Raw genomic sequence first — 18,870 nt, forward strand, 5'->3', positions numbered from 1 at the left:
CGCCGGATTTTGATGATCCGGCGGGATCTTTCTGTGGAGCTAAGGAGAATTGAACTCCTGACCTCCTGCATGCCATGCAGGCGCTCTACCAACTGAGCTATAGCCCCTTGCGGTGTCCTCCGCGGTTTCCCCCGGCGGCGACGCCAACATTACACGGTCACCCGGGTGGAACACCAAATCGTTTCCTGAGGCCCGCTCGGCGACGGGCCTCAGGCAGTGACGAACGAGTAGAACCTCTTGAGCGTGCAGTGCTCTTCGAGCAGCCGGCCGTAGATCGGCTCGCCCTCGAGCTCCCGGTACGTCTCGATCGGGTCGCCTTTTATGATCAGCGCCCGCGCGCATTCCTCGCACCAGTACTGGTAATCGGGATTGACCGGCTCCATGTCCCGCACGATCGGCGTCCCGCTGCCGCACCAGTCGCACTTTCGCCTGTGTGCACCCATCGATCAGCTCCAGCTGTGGCCGCAGGCCGTGCACACGTAGGAGATTCCGCCGTTGTCACCGAGCACTTGCGCGACGTGGAGGGAACCGCAGGAAGGGCAGATGAGGCGGGTGACGGTGTCCCGGGTCAGCACTGCTCCGAGGAGGTGGTCGACCTCCTCGAGGATGCTCGCAGGCATCGCTACTCCCTCCCGTCGGGCCGCGCCCCCTTCCGGCCGTTTGATTCTGCCACGGCCGGACCAATACGGTCAGCGACGCCTCAGTACCAGTCCGGACACGGCACCCACCGCCGCGGTGCCGGCCAGCGCGAACATGCACGCCAGAAGCGCCTCCGCAGAGGTATACGCCTCCGGGACCCCAAGTGACTCAAGCCGGTTGAAGAACAGTGTGCCGAACACCGCGACGCCGGTCAGCTGGCCGAGCTGGGTGACGGTGGCGAGCAGACCGCTGGCGTCCGCCGCGTCCTCGGGCCGCACGGTCGCCAGGGCCCGGGTGAGCGTGGGGCTGAAGGCGAGCGCGAGACCGACGCCCACGCCGACGTACGACACATAGGCCAGGACTCCGCCCTCGCCGCCGCCCTTGAGCGCGAGGCCGGTCCCGGCCACGGCCAGCGCGGTGAGCGCGAACCCGGCGGGCGCCAGTGCCCGCTGCCACCCGGCGGGCCAGTTGCGCCAGGTCAGCCCGACCGCGCCGAAGACGACCGCGGTCGGCACGAAGGTGAGGCCGGAGCGCAGGGCGCTGTAGCCGAGGCCGCCCTGGAGATGCAGGGTCAGCAGGAACAGGAAGCCGCCGTTGACCGCCATCACGGCCATGATGCGCAGGACCGCCAGGCCCATGCCGGGGTGGCGCAGGACCCTCGGCGCGATGAGCGGGTCGCCGCCCCGCCGGGCCAGCCGCGACTCGAACCCGCAGAACACGGCGAACAGGACCGCGGAGCCGGCCAGCGACAGCCACGACCACAGCGGCCAGTCCTGCTCCTGCCCCAGCACCAGCGGCACCGTGAACAGGGAGACGGCCGTGCCGAGCAGGACGAGCCCCGGCAGATCGAGCCCGCGCCGCCCCCCGCTCCCGCCGCCCCGCGGCAGCACCCGCCCGCCGACGACCAGGAGTACGAGGCCCACGGGCACGTTCACCAGGAACACCGGCCGCCAGCCGGTGCCGAACAGATCGGCGCTGACCAGGACCCCGCCGAACACCTGCCCGGCCGCCGCGCCGACCGCCAGCACCGCCGAGTACGCGCCGAGCGCCTTCACCCGGGCCTCCCCGACGAAGTTCCGCTGGATCAGGCTGAGCACCTGCGGGATCATCAGCGCCGAGCCGGCGCCCTGGATCAGCCGGAACACGATCAGTTCGGTGGCCCCCTGCGCCAGACCGCAGGCGAGCGAGGCGGCGGTGAACAGGGCCATCCCGGCGAGGTGCACCCGGCCGGGACCGAACCGGTCGCCGAGGCGGGCACCGGTGATCAGCAGCACCGCGTAGGTGATGGTGTATCCGGCGACCACCAACTGCAACTCGGCTCCCGAGGCGTGGAGTTCGGAACCGATGGTGGGAGCAGCGACGTTCACGATGAAGACGTCGAGCATGGCCATGAACATCGCGGCGAGGACGACGGCGAGGAGCGGGCGGGGGCCGTTGTCAGTGCCCGGTGGTTCACTGATCGCAGGGCTTGGAGCGGGCTCGGAACCCGTTCCGGCAGGGGTTGTTGTCGTCATGCCGTCGAGCGTGACGGCGCCGCGGTAAGGGTGCCGAGAGCCCGCTGATGCTGGTACTGACAGCACCTGGCAGGAGACAGGTCGGGCGCCGACGATGGGGGACGTGACGATGGGGACGACACAGCGCCTGGGGACGACACAGCGCCGCCGACCGGAGCTGGCCGCGTTTCTGCGCAGCCGGCGCGCCCGGGTGACCCCCGCGGACGTGGGGATGCCCCCGGGTCTGCGCCGTCGCACTCCGGGTCTGCGCCGCGAGGAGGTCGCCCAGCTCTCGGGGGTCGGTGTGACCTGGTACACATGGCTGGAGCAGGGCCGCCCCATCAACGCCTCCGCACAGGTCCTCGACGCCGTGGCGCGCACGCTGCGGCTCGATCCGCCGGAGCGTGAGCATCTGTACCGCCTGGCCGAAGTGGCGTACACGGCAACGCCGGAGGCCGTCGCGCAGTCCGTGGGCCCGGAGGTCCAGGGCATCATCGACGCCCTGGCACCGCGCCCGGCCGTGGTCTACAACTCGCGGTTCGACATCCTGGCTGCCAACGAGGTCTATCGCACCCTGTTCGCCGTGCCGCTGCTCCAGCCCAGCGGCCGTCCGCCCAACGCGCTGTGGGGGTTGTTCACGGCGCCGGACGAGAACTGCCCGCTGCTGTTCCGGGAGACGGAGCTGCCGGTGATGGTGGCGACGCTGCGGGCGGCCTACGGACCGCATGCCGGGGAGCCGGCCTGGGACGGCTTCATACGCAAGCTGTCCGCGGCGAGCCCGCTGTTCGCGCGGCTGTGGGAGACCGGCGACGTGGCGGAGCCGGGGCGGCGGGTGAAGTGCTTCCGTCACCCGGCGGTCGGCGAGCTGCGGCTCACTTCGGTGTCGCTGTCGATCCACGGGATGCCGGAGTGCCGGATCGTGGTCTACACACCGGACGACGAGGAGACGGCGCGACGCACGGCCCTGTTGCGGGAAATGAAAAATCCCGCCCTGTGAGGACGGGATCTTCATCTGTGGAGCTAAGGAGAATTGAACTCCTGACCTCCTGCATGCCATGCAGGCGCTCTACCAACTGAGCTATAGCCCCGAGCTTTGTTCTTCCCGCTCGGCGGGGCGAACAAGAAGAACTTTAGCCTGCGACCTGCCAGAAAGTGAAATCCGCTCAGTCGTCGTCCCCGAGCACCGGCTCCGGCAGTGTCCCGGCGTTGTGCTCAAGGAGCCGCCAGCCGCGGGCGCCCTCGCCGAGGACGGACCAGCAGCAGTTGGAGAGCCCGCCGAGGCTCTCCCAGTTGCCGGACTCCAGGCCGAGGAGCCGGCCGATGGTGGTGCGGATCGTGCCGCCGTGGCTGACGACGACGAGCGTGCCGTCGTCGGGCAGCTTGTCGGCGTGCCGCAGCACCACGGGGGCGGCGCGGTCGGCGACCTCGGTCTCCAGTTCGCCGCCGCCGCGACGGACCGGCTCACCGCGCTTCCACGCGGCGTACTCCTCGCCGTACGAGGCGATGATCTCCTCGTGCGTCAGCCCCTGCCAGGCGCCCGCGTAGGTCTCCCGCAGGCCGTCGTCGTGACTGACGTCGAGACCGGTGAGCACGGCGAGCTCGGCGGCGGTGTTCGCGGCCCGCTGGAGGTCCGAGGAGACGACAGCGTCGGGCTTCAGGGAGGCGAGCAGCCGGGCGGCGCGCCGGGCCTGGGCGACGCCGGTCTCGGTGAGGGCGACGTCCGTGGTGCCCTGGAAGCGGCGTTCCACGTTCCAGGAGGTCTGGCCGTGGCGCCACAGGATGATGCGGCGACCCCGCCCGCCCTGCTTGGCGTCCGTCACCTCACCGGTGCTGCTCATCGCCAGTCACCATCGAGGTCCTCGGACTCCTCGGCGGCCTGCAGCTTGGCGTGCTCCTCGGCCTTGCCGCGGGTGGCCTTGGCGTCCTCGGGCAGGTCCAGCTCGGGGCAGTCCTTCCACAGCCGCTCCAGGGCGTAGAAGACGCGCTCCTCGCTGTGCTGGACGTGGACGACGATGTCGACGTAGTCGAGCAGGATCCAGCGGGCGTCCCGGTCGCCCTCGCGGCGTACGGGCTTGGCGCCGAGCTCCTTCTGGAGGCGCTCCTCGATCTCGTCGACGATCGACTTGACCTGGCGGTCGTTGGGCGCGGAGGCCAGCAGGAAGGCGTCCGTGATCGACAGCACGTCGCTGACGTCGTAGGCGATGATGTCGTGCGCGAGCTTGTCGGCGGCCGCCTGTGCGGCGGTGTGGATGAGCTCGATGGAGCGGTCAGTGGCGGTCACTACACGGCTTTCGGTCGGCGGTCACTTGACCTCAAGGGTCTCACGACCGCCGAGGGCACCCGGGTGATTACCGGGGCCCGTGGCGGGGCCGGGCCACGGGCGTCCGTGACCCGGCCCGCCGCGGGCGGCTACGAGGACGGGTCGTAGTTCTGGCCGAGGACCACGGAGACGTTCGCGTTCGACGTGGTCTTGCCCTTGCTGACGGCGCTGGTGGGCAGGCCCAGGGTCTTGGCGACCTCGGTGGCGTTCTCCTTGTCGGCGGCGTCCGCGTAGACGACCTTCGAGGCGGCCTGGGTGCCGGAGGCGGTGCCGCCCTCCAGGAAGGTGAAGCCGCCGTTGAGGAGGACCACACGGGCCTTCTCGGTGTTGTCCTTGGCACCGCTGGCGTTCTGGACGGAGACGCGGACCGCGGCGTCCTTGTCGGGGCTCTTGGCGGTGCCGCCGAGGACGTCCTTGACGACGCTGTCGCTGGCCTGGGCGCTGAGGGTGCCGTCGGTCTGGACGGGCAGCAGCGCGGTCTTGTAGTCGCCGCCCTTGGCGAGGTCGGCGAGCTTGGCGAGGAAGGTGCCGAGGTCCTTGTCGGTGAGCGACGGGTCGAGGATCTGCGCCAGTGTCTGGACGGTGGTCGTGGCGGCCCCCGCGTCGGAGGACAGCTTGCGCAGCACGGCCTGCATGACCTGCCCGAACCGCTCCAGCTGGGCGTTCTGGGCCTCGCCCGAGGCGCGGTAGGTGGCGTAGGCGACGGCCGTCTTGCCGCTGAGGGTCTGGTCCTCGCCCTTGTTCACCAGGGGCGCGGTGCCCTTCTTCTTGGCGGCCGGGTCGGGGACGTCGGTGTTCGTGTCGACGTCGATGTTGCCGACGAGGTCGACGAGGTTCTGCAGGTAAGGGGTGTCGAGGCGCCAGGTGCCCTGGATCTGGGTCCCGAGGACCGTGTCGATCGCCTCACGGGTGCCCGAGGAGCCGTCGTCGTCGACCGACTTGGCGAGGGTGGTCGTGGTGCCGTCGTCGTCGGTGAGGGCGAGGGAGTTGGGCAGCAGGACGGTGGTGCCCTGCTGGGTGGTGGTGTTGTCGACGAGCAGCGCCGTGGAGGTGCCGCCGCCCTTGGTGTTGTGGAGGTGGACGACGATCACGTCGCGGTTCTGGGCGGCGACGGACGTGCCGGTGCCGGTCGCGGAATCGGACTTCGAGGACAGTCCGGGCAGCTTCCCGGCGTACCAGAGGTAGCCGACGCCACCGACCGCGGTGAGGGCCAGGACGACGACCAGGGCGACGAGCCGGCTGCGGGCGCGGCGCTTGGCCTCCTCACGGCGCTCGGTGCGGTTCTCGGTGAAGTTCAGCCAGTCGATGACGTCCTCTGAGTCACCGTCGGGCTCCTCCACGAAGGAGAACTGCTCGGTGTGGTAGTCGCGTTCGGCGCCGTCGGGACGGCCGTGGCCGTCCGGCTCCGCGGCCTCGGCCGGTCCGGCCTGCTGCGGGATGTACGCGGTCTGCTCGGCGACCCGGGGCTGCTGGGCACTGGTCGCGGCCCGCCCGTAGGGGTCATAGGGCTGCGCAGGGGTCTGCTGACCGGTGCCGTAGGGGTCGTAGGACGGCACGGAGGGCTGCTGGCCCGTGTCGTAGGGGTCGTACGGCGGTGCGGGCTGCCGGCTGCCGGTGTCGTAGGTCTGCGCGGGGTACTGCCCCGTCTGCTGCCCACCGGCGGCGTAGGGGTCGTAGCCGTAACCCTGCTGTGTCTGCTGCGCGTACGGGTCGTACGGCTGCTGCGGGGTCTGTTGCTGGGGGATCTGCTGGTAGACGGGACGGCCGTACTCGTCGTAGCCGACGAGTTGGTACTGGTCGTCGTGGTTGTCGCCGTGTCCCGCGTCGTATCGGTCGTTCACCGGTGCCCCTCTCGGCTCACTCGCCGCGGTACAGCTCGCGCTTGTCGATGTAGCGCACGACTCCGTCCGGCACCATGTACCAGATGGGGTCGCCCTTGGCGACTCTCGCACGGCAGTCTGTGGAGGAGATGGCGAGCGCGGGAACCTCCACGAGAGAGACACCGCCCTCCGGGAGTCCGGCGTCGGTCAGGTGGTGGCCCGGCCGGGTGACCCCGATGAAGTGCGCCAGGGAGAAGAGCTCCTCCATGTCGCGCCAGGTGAGGAGCTGGGCGAGGGCGTCGGCGCCGGTGATGAAGAAGAGGTCCGTGTCGGGGTTGATCATGCGCAGGTCGCGCAGGGTGTCCACGGTGTACGTGGGCCCGCCGCGGTCGATGTCGATGCGGCTCACCGAGAACTGCGGGTTCTCGGCGGTGGCGATCACCGTCATCAGATAGCGGTCCTCGGCCGGCGAGACGCTGCGGTGACTCTTCTGCCACGGCTGTCCGGTCGGCACGAACACGACCTCGTCCAGGTGGAACTGCGCGGCGACCTCACTGGCCGCCACGAGGTGTCCGTGGTGGATCGGGTCGAACGTCCCGCCCATGACGCCGAGACGGCGCTTGCCGGGGTTCGACGGGGCGTTGCCCGGGCCGGTAGGCATGTCCTGCTCTCCCATGCGTGCAGACCCTACCGGCCCGTTCCGCGGGGTCGGTCTCCCCCAGCCCCTCGGCGGCTCAGCGGTCGCGGTTGAAACGGGTCGTGATCCACAGCAGGAGCAGCAGGATGACGAACGCGCCGCCGCCGGTGAGCAGCGGGCTGAGGCTCTCGTGGTTGCCGCCGTGCTCCTCGCCCTCGGCGGCAAGGGTGACCAACTGGGCAGCGGTGCTGTGGAAGCTCATCTGGACCTATCCGATGTGGGCGGGATAAAGATGTCGGCCCATCGTAATCGGGCGGCCCGGCGGCGATCACGCCGACTCCGCCGTTGGCGCCCCGACGGAACTTCCGCTCCGGCTCAGTCGTCCTTCTGCTTGTAGCCCCGCAGCAGGAACCACGCGGCCAGCACACAGCCCACCACCATCACGATCAGCACGACCCGGAGCAGATACCCCGACCCTTGCTGCTGGGCTGCGCTCGCGGCTTCGGTCAGCCAGGCGGACGCGGGGCTGTGCTCCATGACGGGACTCCTTCGCTGTACTGCCCGTCCACCGTATCTCCGCCTAGGCTGGGCTCTGCTTCGGGGGCGCAAAAGGCCGCACAAGGGTCCGCAAAGGATCACACTCACGCACATGGGGGAAGACATGTCCGACGACGGCCACGAGCAGAACGGGCACGAGAACGGCCAGGGCAACGGCCATGAGAACGTGCCGAGCAGGCAGCGCAGGCGCTTCCCCGGCATCTCCTCGCGGGCGTACGAGCACCCCGCCGACCGCTCCGCCCTGGTGGCACTGCGCAAGCTGAGCGGGTTCGACACGGTCTTCAAGGCGCTCAGCGGTCTGCTGCCCGAGCGGAGCCTCAGGCTCCTGTTCCTCTCCGACTCGGTGCGGGTGTCGGACCAGCAGTTCGCGTACCTCAACGACATGCTGCGGGACGCCTGTTACATCCTGGACCTGGAGAAGGTCCCGCCGATGTACGTGAGCCAGGACCCGAAGCCGAACGCGATGTGCATCGGCCTGGACGAGCCGATCATCGTCGTGACGACCGGCCTCGTCGACCTGCTCGACGAGGAGGAGATGCGGGCCGTCGTCGGCCACGAGGTGGGCCACGCCCTGTCCGGTCACGCCGTCTACCGCACCATCCTGCTCTTCCTGACGAGCCTCGCCCTCAGGGTGGCGTGGATCCCGCTGGGCAACATCGCGATCATGGCGATCGTGACGGCGCTGCGCGAGTGGTTCCGCAAGTCGGAGCTGTCCGCGGACCGCGCGGGTCTGCTGGTCGGCCAGGACCTCAGGGCCTCGATGCGCGGCCTGATGAAGCTGGCCGGCGGCCACCACCTGCACGAGATGAACGTGGACGCGTTCCTGAAGCAGGCCGAGGAGTACGAGGCCGGCGGCGACCTGCGCGACTCGGTCCTGAAGATCCTGAACGTGCTCCCGCGCAGCCACCCCTTCACCACGGTCCGGGCGGCCGAGCTGAAGAAGTGGTCGGAGTCCCGCGACTTCCAGCGTCTGATGGACGGCCACTACCCGCGCCGCACCGAGGACAAGGACACCTCGGTCACCGACTCGTTCCGCGAGTCGGCGGCCAGCTACGCGACCAACGTCAAGTCCTCCAAGGACCCCCTGATGAAGCTGGTCACGGACATCGCGGGCGGCGCCGGCGACCTGGGCGGCAGGGTGAGGCGAGGCTTCGGCGGCTTCACGACCACCAACCCCAAGGACCAGCCCCCAAGGGATACCGAGGAGGACTGAGAACGCCGGGGGCGCTGACGCCGTCAAGGGGCGCGGGGAACTGCGCGACCGGGCACCAAACGCCCCTCACCCTTTGGGCAAGGCCCCCGAAGCCAACGTCCCGCACACCGCCGTGGCCCGATCCGTGGCAAACGGATCGGTCCCCACCGGCCCACCCGCCTTCGCCGTCTGCCCCGCCAGCAGCGGACTCAGCACATCCGCCGCGTTGTCCCCGCAGGACAAGGGCCCGGCCTGCACATACGACGTGGACAGCTGCGCCTGGTGCAGCCGCACGTCCTCCCGGTCGAACCGGAAGTGCAGCTCACGCCGGACGGTGAACAACGAGGTCTCCGCCTTGGCACCGGCGTCGGCGGACCGCAGCGCGTACACGTACGTGTGGTCCGCGGTCACCTCCAGCATCGTGGACTCGGTCTCACTGACCGCCAGCGTCCCGCTGACCCGGATCTGCGGGTCGGCCAGCCGCACGGTCCTGGCGTCGAAGCGGACCAGCCATCCGGTCACCGCGTGCCGGCCGTCCGCGGCGGGATGGCTCAGGCTCTCGTCGAACTGGAGGTGCTGGTCGGCGGGGAGCAGAACGCGGACGGGGCGGGTCTCGCCGCCGGTGAGCACCTCCGGGTAGAGCGCGGACCGCACCAGGTACTCCTTGACCGTGTCCAGCGCGCTCATCACCTGGGTCTCGGAGAAGTGCGAGGTGTCCCGCGCGGCGGGCAGCGTGATCCCGGCGGCGCCGATCCGGAACTGCGCGGCGGGGCTGTGGTCGTACAGATACTCCGCGTCGGCCGCGCCCGGCACCCTGCCCACCGGGGCGAGCGGGACGACGGTCGTCTGGAGGGGCAGGGAGACGTCCCGTACGGGGGCGGGGGTCTGGTAGGGGTGCCGTACACCCATGTAGATCGCCGTGCCGAAGGCGAGGGCGATCAGCAGGACCAGGACGAGGGCCTGCCGGGACAGTCCCCGGCGCATCGGCGGGCGGCGCCGGACGGCCGGGGCGTGGTCGGCGATGCGCTCCTGCGCGGAGTACTCCTGGAGCCGGGCAGCACGGACGAACGACTCGTCGAAGACGACGGACCGGTACTCGTCCTCAGCACCCCCGGGGCCGCCCTCGGGTGCACCCTCAGGTGGTTCTCCAGGCCCTCCCATACCTTCAGGGTAGGTCTCCGGAAGCTCAGGTAAACGCCCTGCCGCGCGACAAGTTCTGACAGGTTCTCACCAGGACCGTCAGGACGTGCCGAACGGGCGTTCAGGGCGACTTGGGGACCGCGGAGAAGGCCGGCTGGGAGTAGTCGGCGGAGGCGGAGGGGGTCGCCGCGCCGCCCTGCTCCAGACCGGTGGTGGCGGGCGGCGGCGGGACCTGGTCCCGGCTGTTCGAGGACGCGCCCCGGTAGACCGCGGTGAAGGCGAGCGTGACCATGCCGATGCCCATCACGAGCGCCAGCATCCAGGCGACGGGACGGTGCCAGCGGACCTGTTTGCCGTACGTCCCCGGGGCGCCGAAGCGGCCTTCGAGGATGTCGGTGTCGTCCAGGTCGTCGTAGTCGGGGTCGTGGTCGAACCCGGCGCGGGCCTCGGCGCCGTACGCGTCCTCGTAGCGCTCGCCGCGGCGGTGGGCGCGGCGGGCCTCGGCCTCGGAGGCCTCCGCTCTCGCCTGGGCGGCGGCCAGGAGGCGTTCGACGGCGGTCGGCTCGTGCACCACGGCCGCCCGTATGAAGGCCTCGTCGAATACCACGGAGGCGAACTCTTCGTCCGACACCCCGCGGTCGTGGTCGTCGTCGGGCTCCCAGCCGTCAGGGAACGGCGTACCCCCCACGTCCTCCGGCACGGATCCAGAGTAGACCTGGGGGGTCATTTTGGGCAGAGGGTATGGAAATTCATCGGCGCACGCCTCAGCGGCGTACGTGCCCGTCCCCGGTGACGATGTACTTGGTGCTCGTCAGCTCCGGCAGCCCCATCGGGCCGCGGGCGTGCAGCTTCTGCGTGGAGATGCCGATCTCGGCGCCGAAGCCGAACTGGCCGCCGTCGGTGAAGCGGGTGGAGGCGTTCACGGCGACGGTGGTGGAGTCGACCAGCTGGGTGAAGCGGCGGGCCGCCTGCTGCGAGGTCGTCACGATGGCCTCGGTGTGGCCGGAGGTCCACAGCCGGATGTGCTCGACGGCCCTGTCCAGGGAGTCGACGACCGCCGCGGCGATGTCGTAGGAGAGGTACTCGGTCTCCCAGTCCTCCGCCGTCGCCTCCACGACGGTCGCCTCGGAGTCCTTGGCGTACGCCATGACCCGGTCGTCGGCGTGCACCGTGACGCCGGCCTCCGCGAGGGCGTCCAGGGCGCGCGGCAGGAACTCGGGGGCGATGTCCTGGTGGACGAGGAGGGTCTCGGCGGAGTTGCAGACGCTGGGGCGCTGCGCCTTGGAGTTGATCAGGATGTCGATCGCCATGTCGAGGTCGGCTTGGGCGTCGACGTAGACGTGGCAGTTGCCGGTGCCGGTCTCGATGACGGGGACGATCGACTCGTTGACCACGGTCCGGATGAGGGAGGCGCCGCCGCGCGGGATGAGCACGTCGACCAGACCGCGGGCCCGCATCAGCTCGCGCACGCTCTCGCGGCTCTCGCCGGGCACCAGCTGGACGGCGTCGGCGGGCAGCCCCGCCCCGCCCACGGCGTCGCGCAGGACCCGGACGAGGGCGGTGTTGGACTCGTACGCGGAGGCCGAGCCGCGCAGCAGGACGGCGTTGCCGGACTTGAGGCAGAGCGCGGCGGCGTCCACCGTCACGTTCGGGCGGGCCTCGTAGATGATGCCGACCACACCGAGCGGGACGCGGACCTGGCGCAGGTCGATGCCGTTCGGCAACGTCGATCCCCGTACCACCTCGCCGACCGGGTCGGGCAGTGCGACGACGTCCCGGACGTCCGAGGCGATGGCGCGGACCCGCTCGGGCGTGAGGGTGAGCCGGTCGATGACGGTCTCGCTGGTGCCGGCCTCGCGGGCCTTGGCGATGTCCTTGGCGTTGGCCTCGACGATCTCGCTCGTACGGACTTCCAGGGCGTCCGCGATGGCCAGCAGCGCGTCGTCCTTCTCGGCCCGCGGGAGCGGGGCGAGGTCGGCGGCGGCGGCCTTGGCGCGGTAGGCGGCCTGGGTGACCGGGGACATCGAGTCGTACGGCGAGAGCGTGGTCATGAGGGAAGGGTAGTGCGCCGTACGGGGGTGGGGACCCGGCCGTCTTGCACCGCGAGACAGAAGCGATACCGCCCGCTATGTCGCCTTATGGAAGCAACGCAGGTCAAAAGGGGTGAACCCCTACGGGTGTCGCGGGGGCCGGGCCGTATCCCTCGGCGATGCGCTGGTGGTAGGTCTCACGGTCGATGACCTCCAGGCCGACGATCTCCCAGGGCGGCAGCTGGGCGGTCTGGCGGTGCTCGCCCCACAGGCGCAGGGCGACGGCGGCGGCGTCGTGGAGGTCGCGGGCCTCCTCCCAGTAGCGGATCTCGGCGTGGTCGTTGGCGTAGCGGCTGGTCAGCAGAAAGGGGTGGTCGTGGGCCAGCTGTTCGAGGCCGCGGCGCACCTCCTTCAGCGGGGCCTCCTTGCCGGAGACGCTGAGGGTGACGTGCCACAGCCGGGGCAGCTCGGCCGGCTCCTCGTAGCGGTCGCCGGCCGCGACGCTCGTCAAGACGCGCTCCTCACCGGCCGCACGGGACGAGGCCTCCTCGGCACCACCACGGGGCGCGGCCCCAGGGCGCACTCGTCTCACGACGGCCTCCTTTACCCAGTGATCCCAGTGACCGACACGGTGGTCGTGCGGAACGTGTCCCTGAAACAAAGTTGAGCAGGCCGCAAGGGCTTGTGTGGCACTTTTGCGGAACGTCCACCTGAGGGCGACAGCCTTCGCGGGGCGTTCCCCCCGTTTTCGGGTGAGCGGCGCTTTCCCCGGGGAGCTCTCAGGGCTGGAGCACCACCAGATCGTCCCGGTGGACGACCTCGCGCTCGTACGCCGGCCCCAGCTCACGCGCCAGCTCACGCGTCGAACGGCCCAGCAGTTGGGGGATCTCCTTGGCGTCGAAGTTCACCAGCCCGCGGGCCACCGCGCGCCCCTCGCCGTCCCTCAGCTCGACCGGGTCCCCGGCGTTGAACTCACCGTCCACGGCGGCGATACCGGCCGGCAGCAGTGACTTGCGGCGCTGCACGACCGCCCGTACCGCGCCGTCGTCCAGGGTCAGCGAGCCCTGCGGGGTGGACGCGTGCTGGAGCCACAGCAACCGGTCGGCGGAGCGCTTGCCGGTGGGGTGGAAGTGGGTGCCGGTGTCGCCGCCGCTCAGCGCTTCGGCCGCGTGGACGGCGCTGGTCAGCACCACGGGGATGCCGGCGGCGGCGGCGATCCGGGCGGCCTCGACCTTGGTGACCATGCCGCCGGTGCCGACGCCGGCCTTGCCTGCGCTGCCGATGTCGACGCCCGCGAGGTCGGCCGGGCCCCGTACCTCCGCTATCCGCGAGGTGCCCGGCTTGCTGGGGTCGCCGTCGTACACGCCGTCCACGTCCGACAGGAGGACCAGCAGGTCGGCGCGGACCAGATGGGCCACGAGCGCCGCGAGCCGGTCGTTGTCGCCGAAGCGGATCTCGTCGGTGGCGACGGTGTCGTTCTCGTTGACGACCGGGAAGGCGCCCATCGCGAGGAGCTTGTCGAGGGTGGTGGAGGCGTTGCGGTGGTGGGACCGGCGGCTCATGTCGTCGCTGGTCAGCAGGACCTGGCCGACGCGGACGCCGTAGCGGGCGAAGGAAGCGGTGTAGCGGGCGACGAGGAGGCCCTGGCCGACGCTGGCGGCGGCCTGCTGGCGGGCCAGGTCCTTGGGGCGGCGGCGCAGTCCCAGCGGGGCGAGGCCGGCGGCGATGGCACCGGAGGAGACGAGGACGACCTCCTTCTCTCCCCCGCTGCGGCTCTTGGCGAGGACGTCGACGAGCGCGTCGACCCGGTCGGCGTCCAGGCCTCCCGACGCGGTGGTCAGCGACGAGGAACCCACCTTGACGACGATCCTGCGGGCCTCGCTCACGGCCTGCCTCACGCTTGCCACCTGCACTGTCCCCATTTCCTTGCGCGTGGCAGCAATCTACGCGAAGTACCCCTTCGTCCGCCCCGACGTTTCAGCCCCCGGACAGCCGCACCCCGTCCGCCCCGTGGCCACCACACGTAACCGTTTGCTCACGCGTCGCGTACGGCAAAAAGGTTGTAGGGGTTGCTTATAGAAATCAAAGAGCATCCAAACTTATTTTGAAGTTTGTGCCACCTAAAGTTCGCCGAGTGACCCCTGCCAAACGCATCCTCCTGAGATCGGGCAAGAGCCCGTACGACGTCGTGCCCACGGAGGAAGCCCTCCAACACGACGTCTTCGCCACCAACTCAGGCAACCTGATCTTCAGTGACGCCACCCACAAGATCCTGGAGACACCAGGAACCGAGGTGGTCTCGAACGGGATCAAGTCGCTGGTGGCCGAGGCCACGCGGATCAACCAGGAGTACGACGCCTTCGTCGTGCCGTTGGCGAACGCGTTCCGTCCGTCCTTCGAGCCCCAGCTGAGGCGGCTGACGCGGCTCATCCAGCGGCTGAAGATCCCGGTCGTGGTGGCCGGCGTCGGCGCGCAGACCGGGCTGAACTACGACCCGACGCGGCTCAAGCCCATCGAGTCCTCGGTGCGCGAGTTCGTCTCGGCGGTCCTCGACCGCAGCGCCTCGATCGGCGTGCGCGGCGAGTTCACCGAGCAGTACCTCAAGGACATGGGCTTCAGGGACGTCGAGGTCATCGGCTGCCCCTCGCTGTTCATGTACGGCAAGGAGCTCGCCGTCCACAAGCGGACGCCGGAGCTCACCGCCGAGTCCCGTATCGCGATCAACGGCTCGCACAACGCGGTCCAGAAGCAGGGCCTGGGCAAGGTCATCGAGCGCACTCACGCCCGCTACCCGCAGCTGCGCTTCATCGGCCAGAACCTGTCCGACGCGCGGCAGCTGCACTGGCGGGACCTGTCGGACCCGAACGCCAAGGTCAAGGCGATACCGACGCACCCCGACCACCCGATGTACGCCGAGGACAAGGTCCGCGTCTACATCGACCCGGTCACCTGGATCGACGAGCTGCGCGACTTCGACTTCTCCTTCGGCTCCCGCATCCACGGCAACATCGCGGCCCTGCTGGCGGGCACGCCGGCGACCGTGCTCTCCGGCGACTCCCGCACGCTGGAGCTGTGCCGCTACTTCGACATCCCGTACGTCCGCATCGACCAGCTGCCCGCGGACCTGGATCCGGCGCGGCTGTACGAGGAAGCGGACTTCGGCAAGCTGATGAGCGGTCACCACGAACGCTACGAGCGGTTCATGGGGTTCCTGGACCGCAACGGCCTGCAGAACACCTTCACCCACGGCGACGGCGGCGCGGCCTTCGAGGAGCGGCTGCGGAAGCTGTCCTTCCCGGCGGGCGTCCGGCCCTGGCTGGAGGCCGACCTCGGCTCGCTGGCCGCGCGGATGGCGTTCATGCAGCGCAACATCAACGAGCTGACGCTGGACAACGAGCGGCTGAAGCGCGACCTGGCCCGCGCCAAGGCCGGTTCCCGGTCCACGAAGACGTCGGGGGCCGTCCCGGCACCGTCGGTGTACCGCCGCGCCCGCCGGGTCGTGGGCGGCCCGATACGCCGCGCCCTGCAGTCGGGCCGGTAGTAACGCGGCGTCACTATCACTCCACGGTCGCCCCAAGGCGCCCGGACACGCGCGTGTCGTCCAGAGGTCGGCAGGCGTTAACCCGGGCGCACGTCCTTGACGACCTTGGAGTGACGCCGTGCCCACGAAGAGAGTCCGCCGCCCCCGCCTGCTCCGCCGCAGACGCCCGCTGAAGCGTTCCGCCACCGACGGCCCGGGAAGCCGCCCGCGCCGCAGGCGCCGCCTCCCCCTGCGTCGCGCCGCGCCCCGCGTCCTCGTCACGGCACTCCTGGCCGCCGCCTTCGCCGTCCAGGCCATCGCCGCGTTCCTCCCCGACGTCCCGCTGCTGCTCGCCGCGACGGCCGCCTCGGTGGCCGGCGAGGGGGTGCTGCACCGATGGCAGCGGGGCATGGCGACGGTGTTCGCGAAGTCGCACGCCGACATCACCGTCCGGCATGTCCTGCGGGACCTGCTGCTGGTGGCGGGCCTGCTGCGGGTGGGCGAGCAGGACCGGGAGGCGGTGTACGGGCCGATCGTCGCCGCCCTGCTGCTCTTCTACGCCCTGCACTGCGCGATCCAGGCCGTCTCCGTCCTGGTCCGCCGCACCCGCACCCTGCCGGTGGTGACCCGGAACATCGACGCCTCCGCGCTCCGGCTCTCGACCGCCCCGCCCGCGCTGCTGCTGCGCCGCCCGGGGCACCGGCTGCTGGTGTTCGGACTGCCCGCGACCTTCGGCCTGGCGGCCACCGCGGCGACCGACCATCCGGCCGCCGCGGCCGGCGGGCTCGCCGTGTCCCTCGTCCTCGGGCTGCTCGGCCTGGGCGAGCTGCTGCTGCGACTGCTGCCCAGCCGCCGCCCGGCGGGCGAGCAGCAGGTCCTCGACTGGTTCGACGCCTGGCTGGCCGACTACCGGCCCACGGTCGGCCTGTACTTCTCCGGCGGCGCGTCCTCCGCGTACCAGGCCAACATGTGGCTGGAGCCCCTCGCCAAGCTCGAAGGCAGGCCGGTCATCGTGCTGCGCGAGCGCTTCATGGTGCAGAAGATCGCCGCCACCGACGTGCCGATCATCTGTCTGCCCAAGGTCACCACCTTGATGCGCCTCGAGCACTCCACGCTCCAGGTCCTCATCCACCCGTCGAACTCCGGCAAGACCTCCCAGGTCCTGCGCATCCCCACGCTCAAGCACACGTTCGTCAACCACGGCGAGAGCGACAAGCTGTCCTCGTGCAACCCGTACGCGAAGGCGTACGACGAGGTGTGGGTGGCGGGCCCCGCTGCACGCGTGCGGTACGCGCTGGCCGAGGTGGGCGTGGACGACCGCGAGGTTCGGGAGATCGGACGGCCCCAGCTGGAGGCGGTGCGGCCGTACGCGGGCCCGCCGAAGGGAACCTACGTCACCGTCCTGTACGCGCCCACCTGGGAGGGCTGGGACGGCAATCCGGGCAACACCTCCGTCATCGAGGCCGGCGAGAACCTCGTACGGGCGCTGCTCGCCGATCCGGGCGTACGGCTGCTGTACAAGCCGCATCCGCTGACCGGCTCGGTGGATCCGCGGGCGGGGGCGGCCGATCAGCGCATCCGGGAGCTGGTGCGGGCCGCGAACCGGGAGCGGTCGGGGGCACGGCCGGCCGCCGGTGGGGAACTGGCGCGCTGTACCGAGGAGTTGGACCGGCTCACCACCTCGGACTTCCGCACGAGTGCCGACTCGGCGGAGCGGATGCTGCTCCAGTCCGTGCCGTCCCGGGGGCGGGCTAGGGCGGTGGAGCGGGCCACGGCGGCCTGGGAGGCGGCGTACTGGGCCTCACTGCCGGAGTGGGAGCACCAGGTCGTCACGGACGCCCGGCCCGCGCTGTACGCCTGCTTCAACCGGGCCGATCTGCTCGTCAGCGATGTGTCGAGCGTGGTCAGCGACTTCCTGGCGAGCGGCAAGCCCTATGCGGTGGCCAACACCAGCGGGCTGCCCGAGGAGACGTTCCGGGAGGCGTTCCCGACCGTGCGCGCGGCGACCGTGCTGACGCCCGACGCGCGGGGCGTGCCGGGCATGCTGGAGGCCGTACGGCATCCGGAGAAGGACGAACTCGCCGAGGCCCGGGCCGAGTTGAAGCGGCATCTGCTGGGCCCGGACGAGCCGTCCTCGCAGGTGCGCTTCAACGACGCCGTGCGGACGCTGTGTGCGGCGGCGCGGGACCATCGGGTCCGGATGGCCGAGCGGCTGGCGTCGGAGATCCCCCCGCCCCGGCAGGCGGAGGACCCCGCCGACGTCACGCCGCCGCAGCCGGCCTGACGTCCCTGGACCGGGACGGCAGCGTCCGGCGCGCCTTGCGTACCGCCCGTCGTACGAACGAGTCGAGCCCGCCCTCCCGGTACCCCGGGACGGCGCGGGCCTCGCGTGGCTCGGCGAGGTAGAGGGCGTCGGGGATGCCTGCGGCGGTGTCCCGGAAGTGCGGGTAGGCGAAGTACACCCGGCGGCCGCGCTTCTCCAGCAGGGCCTCGGGCTCCTTCCCGGCCCGCCGGAACTCCAGGAGGTCCAGCAGGAGTTCGGGGCGCTGCTCGGCCACCGCGTGCATCCGCAGCCGCTCCTCGACCCGCAGGCGGTGGGCGACCTCGTCGGTCCAGTACGCCTCCAGCAGCGGCTTCGCCAGCTCGAACTTGTGCCGCCGCACCTGCTCGCTGTCCTTCAGGTACTTGGGGCCGAACTGCGGGAGCAGGGTGACGACGAACGGGCGGACCATGAGCATGTCGCGGCGCGGGCCCGCCGGGACCATGTCGGCGATCAGGCTCATCAGGGCGCGCGCGGAGTCGAAGCGCAGGGTGTAACCGCCGCTCCGCGTCACATGCTTGCCGTCCTCGCGGCCCACCAGGTAGTAGCAGGTGTAGTCGTCGATGAGGGAGACGCCGTCGGCCCGCAGATAGGCCTCCATGGTGAACAGGGCGTCCTCGCCGGTCCACAGCGACTCGTCGAAGCGCATGCCGTGCCGCTCCAGCAGCTCGCGGCGGAACAGCTTCTGCGCGCTGAGCGTGAACTTGATGTTGGACGACCAGAGGTCGGTGCGCTCCAGTGTCCGCCCCCACATGGACTGCGGTGGCTTGCGGTTGATGCCCTCGACCCGGCCCAGCACCACGTCCGTGCCGTTGCGGTCGGCCATCGCGACCATCCGCTCCAGGGCCTCGGGGCCCAGCCGGTCGTCGGCGTCCAGGAAGAACACGTACCGTCCGGCGGCCTTGCCCAGGCCGACGTTGCGCGGGCCGCTGGGGCCGCCGGAGTTGTCCTGCCGGATGACGGTGACGGGCAGGTCCGCGCGGGCCGCGAACTGCTCCAGGCACTCCCCCGTGCCGTCCGTCGAGCCGTCGTCGACCGCGATGACCTCGATGCGGGCGTGGTCGAGGGTCTGGGCCTCGACGGAGGCGAGGCACTCGACGAGGTACGGCATCGCTTCGTACGCCCCGATGACCACGGTCACATCAGGCTGGGTCACATTTCCCCCGTATCCTCATATTCACAATCAGTCAGACGGTCGAAC

General features: G+C 70.6%; 19 protein-coding genes and 2 tRNA genes. 4 read left to right on the top strand and 17 right to left on the bottom strand.

All coding sequences use genetic code 11. The features are described 5' to 3' along the window. Positions 1–34: 34 nt before the first annotated feature. From ACIHIX_RS17205 to ACIHIX_RS17220, 4 genes are all read right to left on the bottom strand, one after another. Positions 35–107: transfer RNA gene (locus ACIHIX_RS17205), tRNA-Ala, on the bottom strand. 102 nt (positions 108–209) lie between these two features. Beyond that, positions 210–443 (bottom strand): hypothetical protein, encoded by a 234-nt coding sequence (locus ACIHIX_RS17210; protein ID WP_003976229.1) that lies wholly within the window; start codon positions 441–443, stop codon positions 210–212. Positions 444–446: 3 nt separating this feature from the next. After that, positions 447–620 carry a hypothetical protein gene (locus tag ACIHIX_RS17215; RefSeq protein WP_399956201.1) on the bottom strand — a complete coding sequence of 58 codons (174 nt, stop codon included), beginning with the start codon at positions 618–620 and terminating at the stop codon, positions 447–449. Between the two features lie 69 nt (positions 621–689). Further along, a complete protein-coding gene (locus ACIHIX_RS17220) occupies positions 690–2,153 on the bottom strand; it encodes an MFS transporter (protein ID WP_399956204.1) in 1,464 nt (487 codons plus the stop codon). Between the two features lie 109 nt (positions 2,154–2,262). On the opposite strand from ACIHIX_RS17220, the gene ACIHIX_RS17225 reads away from it, so the two are divergent. Further along, complete coding sequence (locus tag ACIHIX_RS17225) at positions 2,263–3,129, top strand: helix-turn-helix transcriptional regulator (RefSeq protein WP_399956207.1); 867 nt, start codon at positions 2,263–2,265, stop codon at positions 3,127–3,129. Between the two features lie 18 nt (positions 3,130–3,147). On the opposite strand, the gene ACIHIX_RS17230 is transcribed toward ACIHIX_RS17225, so the two are convergent. From ACIHIX_RS17230 to ACIHIX_RS17260, 7 genes are all read right to left on the bottom strand, one after another. After that, a tRNA-Ala gene (locus ACIHIX_RS17230) sits at positions 3,148–3,220 on the bottom strand. Between the two features lie 75 nt (positions 3,221–3,295). After that, entirely contained in the window at positions 3,296–3,970 is a 675-nt protein-coding gene (locus tag ACIHIX_RS17235; protein ID WP_399956210.1) for a histidine phosphatase family protein, read from the bottom strand. Then, positions 3,967–4,413 carry a ribosome silencing factor gene (rsfS, locus tag ACIHIX_RS17240; protein ID WP_399956213.1) on the bottom strand — a complete coding sequence of 149 codons (447 nt, stop codon included), beginning with the start codon at positions 4,411–4,413 and terminating at the stop codon, positions 3,967–3,969. Before rsfS ends, ACIHIX_RS17235 begins: the two co-directional genes overlap by 4 nt. A 128-nt stretch (positions 4,414–4,541) precedes the next feature. After that, positions 4,542–6,293, bottom strand: a complete 1,752-nt coding sequence (locus ACIHIX_RS17245; RefSeq protein WP_399956216.1) for a LytR C-terminal domain-containing protein — start codon at positions 6,291–6,293, stop codon at positions 4,542–4,544. 16 nt (positions 6,294–6,309) lie between these two features. Then, the gene (nadD, locus tag ACIHIX_RS17250) at positions 6,310–6,948 is read right to left on the bottom strand and encodes a nicotinate-nucleotide adenylyltransferase (protein WP_329339323.1); all 639 of its coding nucleotides are present in this window, start codon (positions 6,946–6,948) and stop codon (positions 6,310–6,312) included. 58 nt (positions 6,949–7,006) lie between these two features. After that, positions 7,007–7,171, bottom strand: a complete 165-nt coding sequence (locus ACIHIX_RS17255; protein ID WP_329339321.1) for a hypothetical protein — start codon at positions 7,169–7,171, stop codon at positions 7,007–7,009. Between the two features lie 113 nt (positions 7,172–7,284). After that, complete coding sequence (locus ACIHIX_RS17260; protein WP_399956219.1) at positions 7,285–7,446, bottom strand: hypothetical protein; 162 nt, start codon at positions 7,444–7,446, stop codon at positions 7,285–7,287. Positions 7,447–7,570: 124 nt separating this feature from the next. Here ACIHIX_RS17260 and ACIHIX_RS17265 point away from each other — a divergent pair, with 124 nt between their 5' ends. Then, complete coding sequence (locus tag ACIHIX_RS17265; protein ID WP_399957296.1) at positions 7,571–8,680, top strand: M48 family metallopeptidase; 1,110 nt, start codon at positions 7,571–7,573, stop codon at positions 8,678–8,680. A gap of 66 nt (positions 8,681–8,746) precedes the next feature. On the opposite strand, the gene ACIHIX_RS17270 is transcribed toward ACIHIX_RS17265, so the two are convergent. The 5 genes from ACIHIX_RS17270 to proB form a co-directional block, all read right to left on the bottom strand. Further along, positions 8,747–9,820 (bottom strand): hypothetical protein, encoded by a 1,074-nt coding sequence (locus ACIHIX_RS17270; protein WP_399956222.1) that lies wholly within the window; start codon positions 9,818–9,820, stop codon positions 8,747–8,749. Between the two features lie 100 nt (positions 9,821–9,920). Further along, positions 9,921–10,526: a hypothetical protein gene (locus ACIHIX_RS17275; protein ID WP_399956225.1), complete on the bottom strand. Its 606-nt coding sequence runs from the start codon at positions 10,524–10,526 to the stop codon at positions 9,921–9,923. A 37-nt stretch (positions 10,527–10,563) separates the two neighbouring features. Then, complete coding sequence (locus ACIHIX_RS17280) at positions 10,564–11,850, bottom strand: glutamate-5-semialdehyde dehydrogenase (RefSeq protein ID WP_399956227.1); 1,287 nt, start codon at positions 11,848–11,850, stop codon at positions 10,564–10,566. 103 nt (positions 11,851–11,953) lie between these two features. Next, positions 11,954–12,412 carry a hypothetical protein gene (locus tag ACIHIX_RS17285; RefSeq protein ID WP_399957299.1) on the bottom strand — a complete coding sequence of 153 codons (459 nt, stop codon included), beginning with the start codon at positions 12,410–12,412 and terminating at the stop codon, positions 11,954–11,956. Between the two features lie 196 nt (positions 12,413–12,608). Next, positions 12,609–13,715, bottom strand: coding sequence for a glutamate 5-kinase (proB, locus tag ACIHIX_RS17290; RefSeq protein WP_399957302.1), 1,107 nt, complete (start codon positions 13,713–13,715; stop codon positions 12,609–12,611). Positions 13,716–13,963: 248 nt separating this feature from the next. Between proB and ACIHIX_RS17295 the strand changes: the two genes are divergently transcribed. Then, a complete protein-coding gene (locus ACIHIX_RS17295; RefSeq protein WP_399956229.1) occupies positions 13,964–15,370 on the top strand; it encodes a polysaccharide pyruvyl transferase family protein in 1,407 nt (468 codons plus the stop codon). Positions 15,371–15,599: 229 nt separating this feature from the next. Beyond that, complete coding sequence (locus ACIHIX_RS17300) at positions 15,600–17,633, top strand: hypothetical protein (protein ID WP_399957305.1); 2,034 nt, start codon at positions 15,600–15,602, stop codon at positions 17,631–17,633. Here ACIHIX_RS17300 and ACIHIX_RS17305 read toward each other — a convergent pair. After that, on the bottom strand, positions 17,611–18,780 hold the full coding sequence (locus ACIHIX_RS17305) for a glycosyltransferase family 2 protein (protein ID WP_399957308.1): 1,170 nt from the start codon (positions 18,778–18,780) through the stop codon (positions 17,611–17,613). The genes ACIHIX_RS17300 and ACIHIX_RS17305 overlap by 23 nt on opposite strands. Positions 18,781–18,870: the final 90 nt, after the last annotated feature.

This window comes from Streptomyces sp. NPDC051913 (assembly GCF_044593635.1).
In the GTDB taxonomy this organism is placed as follows: Bacteria; Actinomycetota; Actinomycetes; order Streptomycetales; family Streptomycetaceae; genus Streptomyces.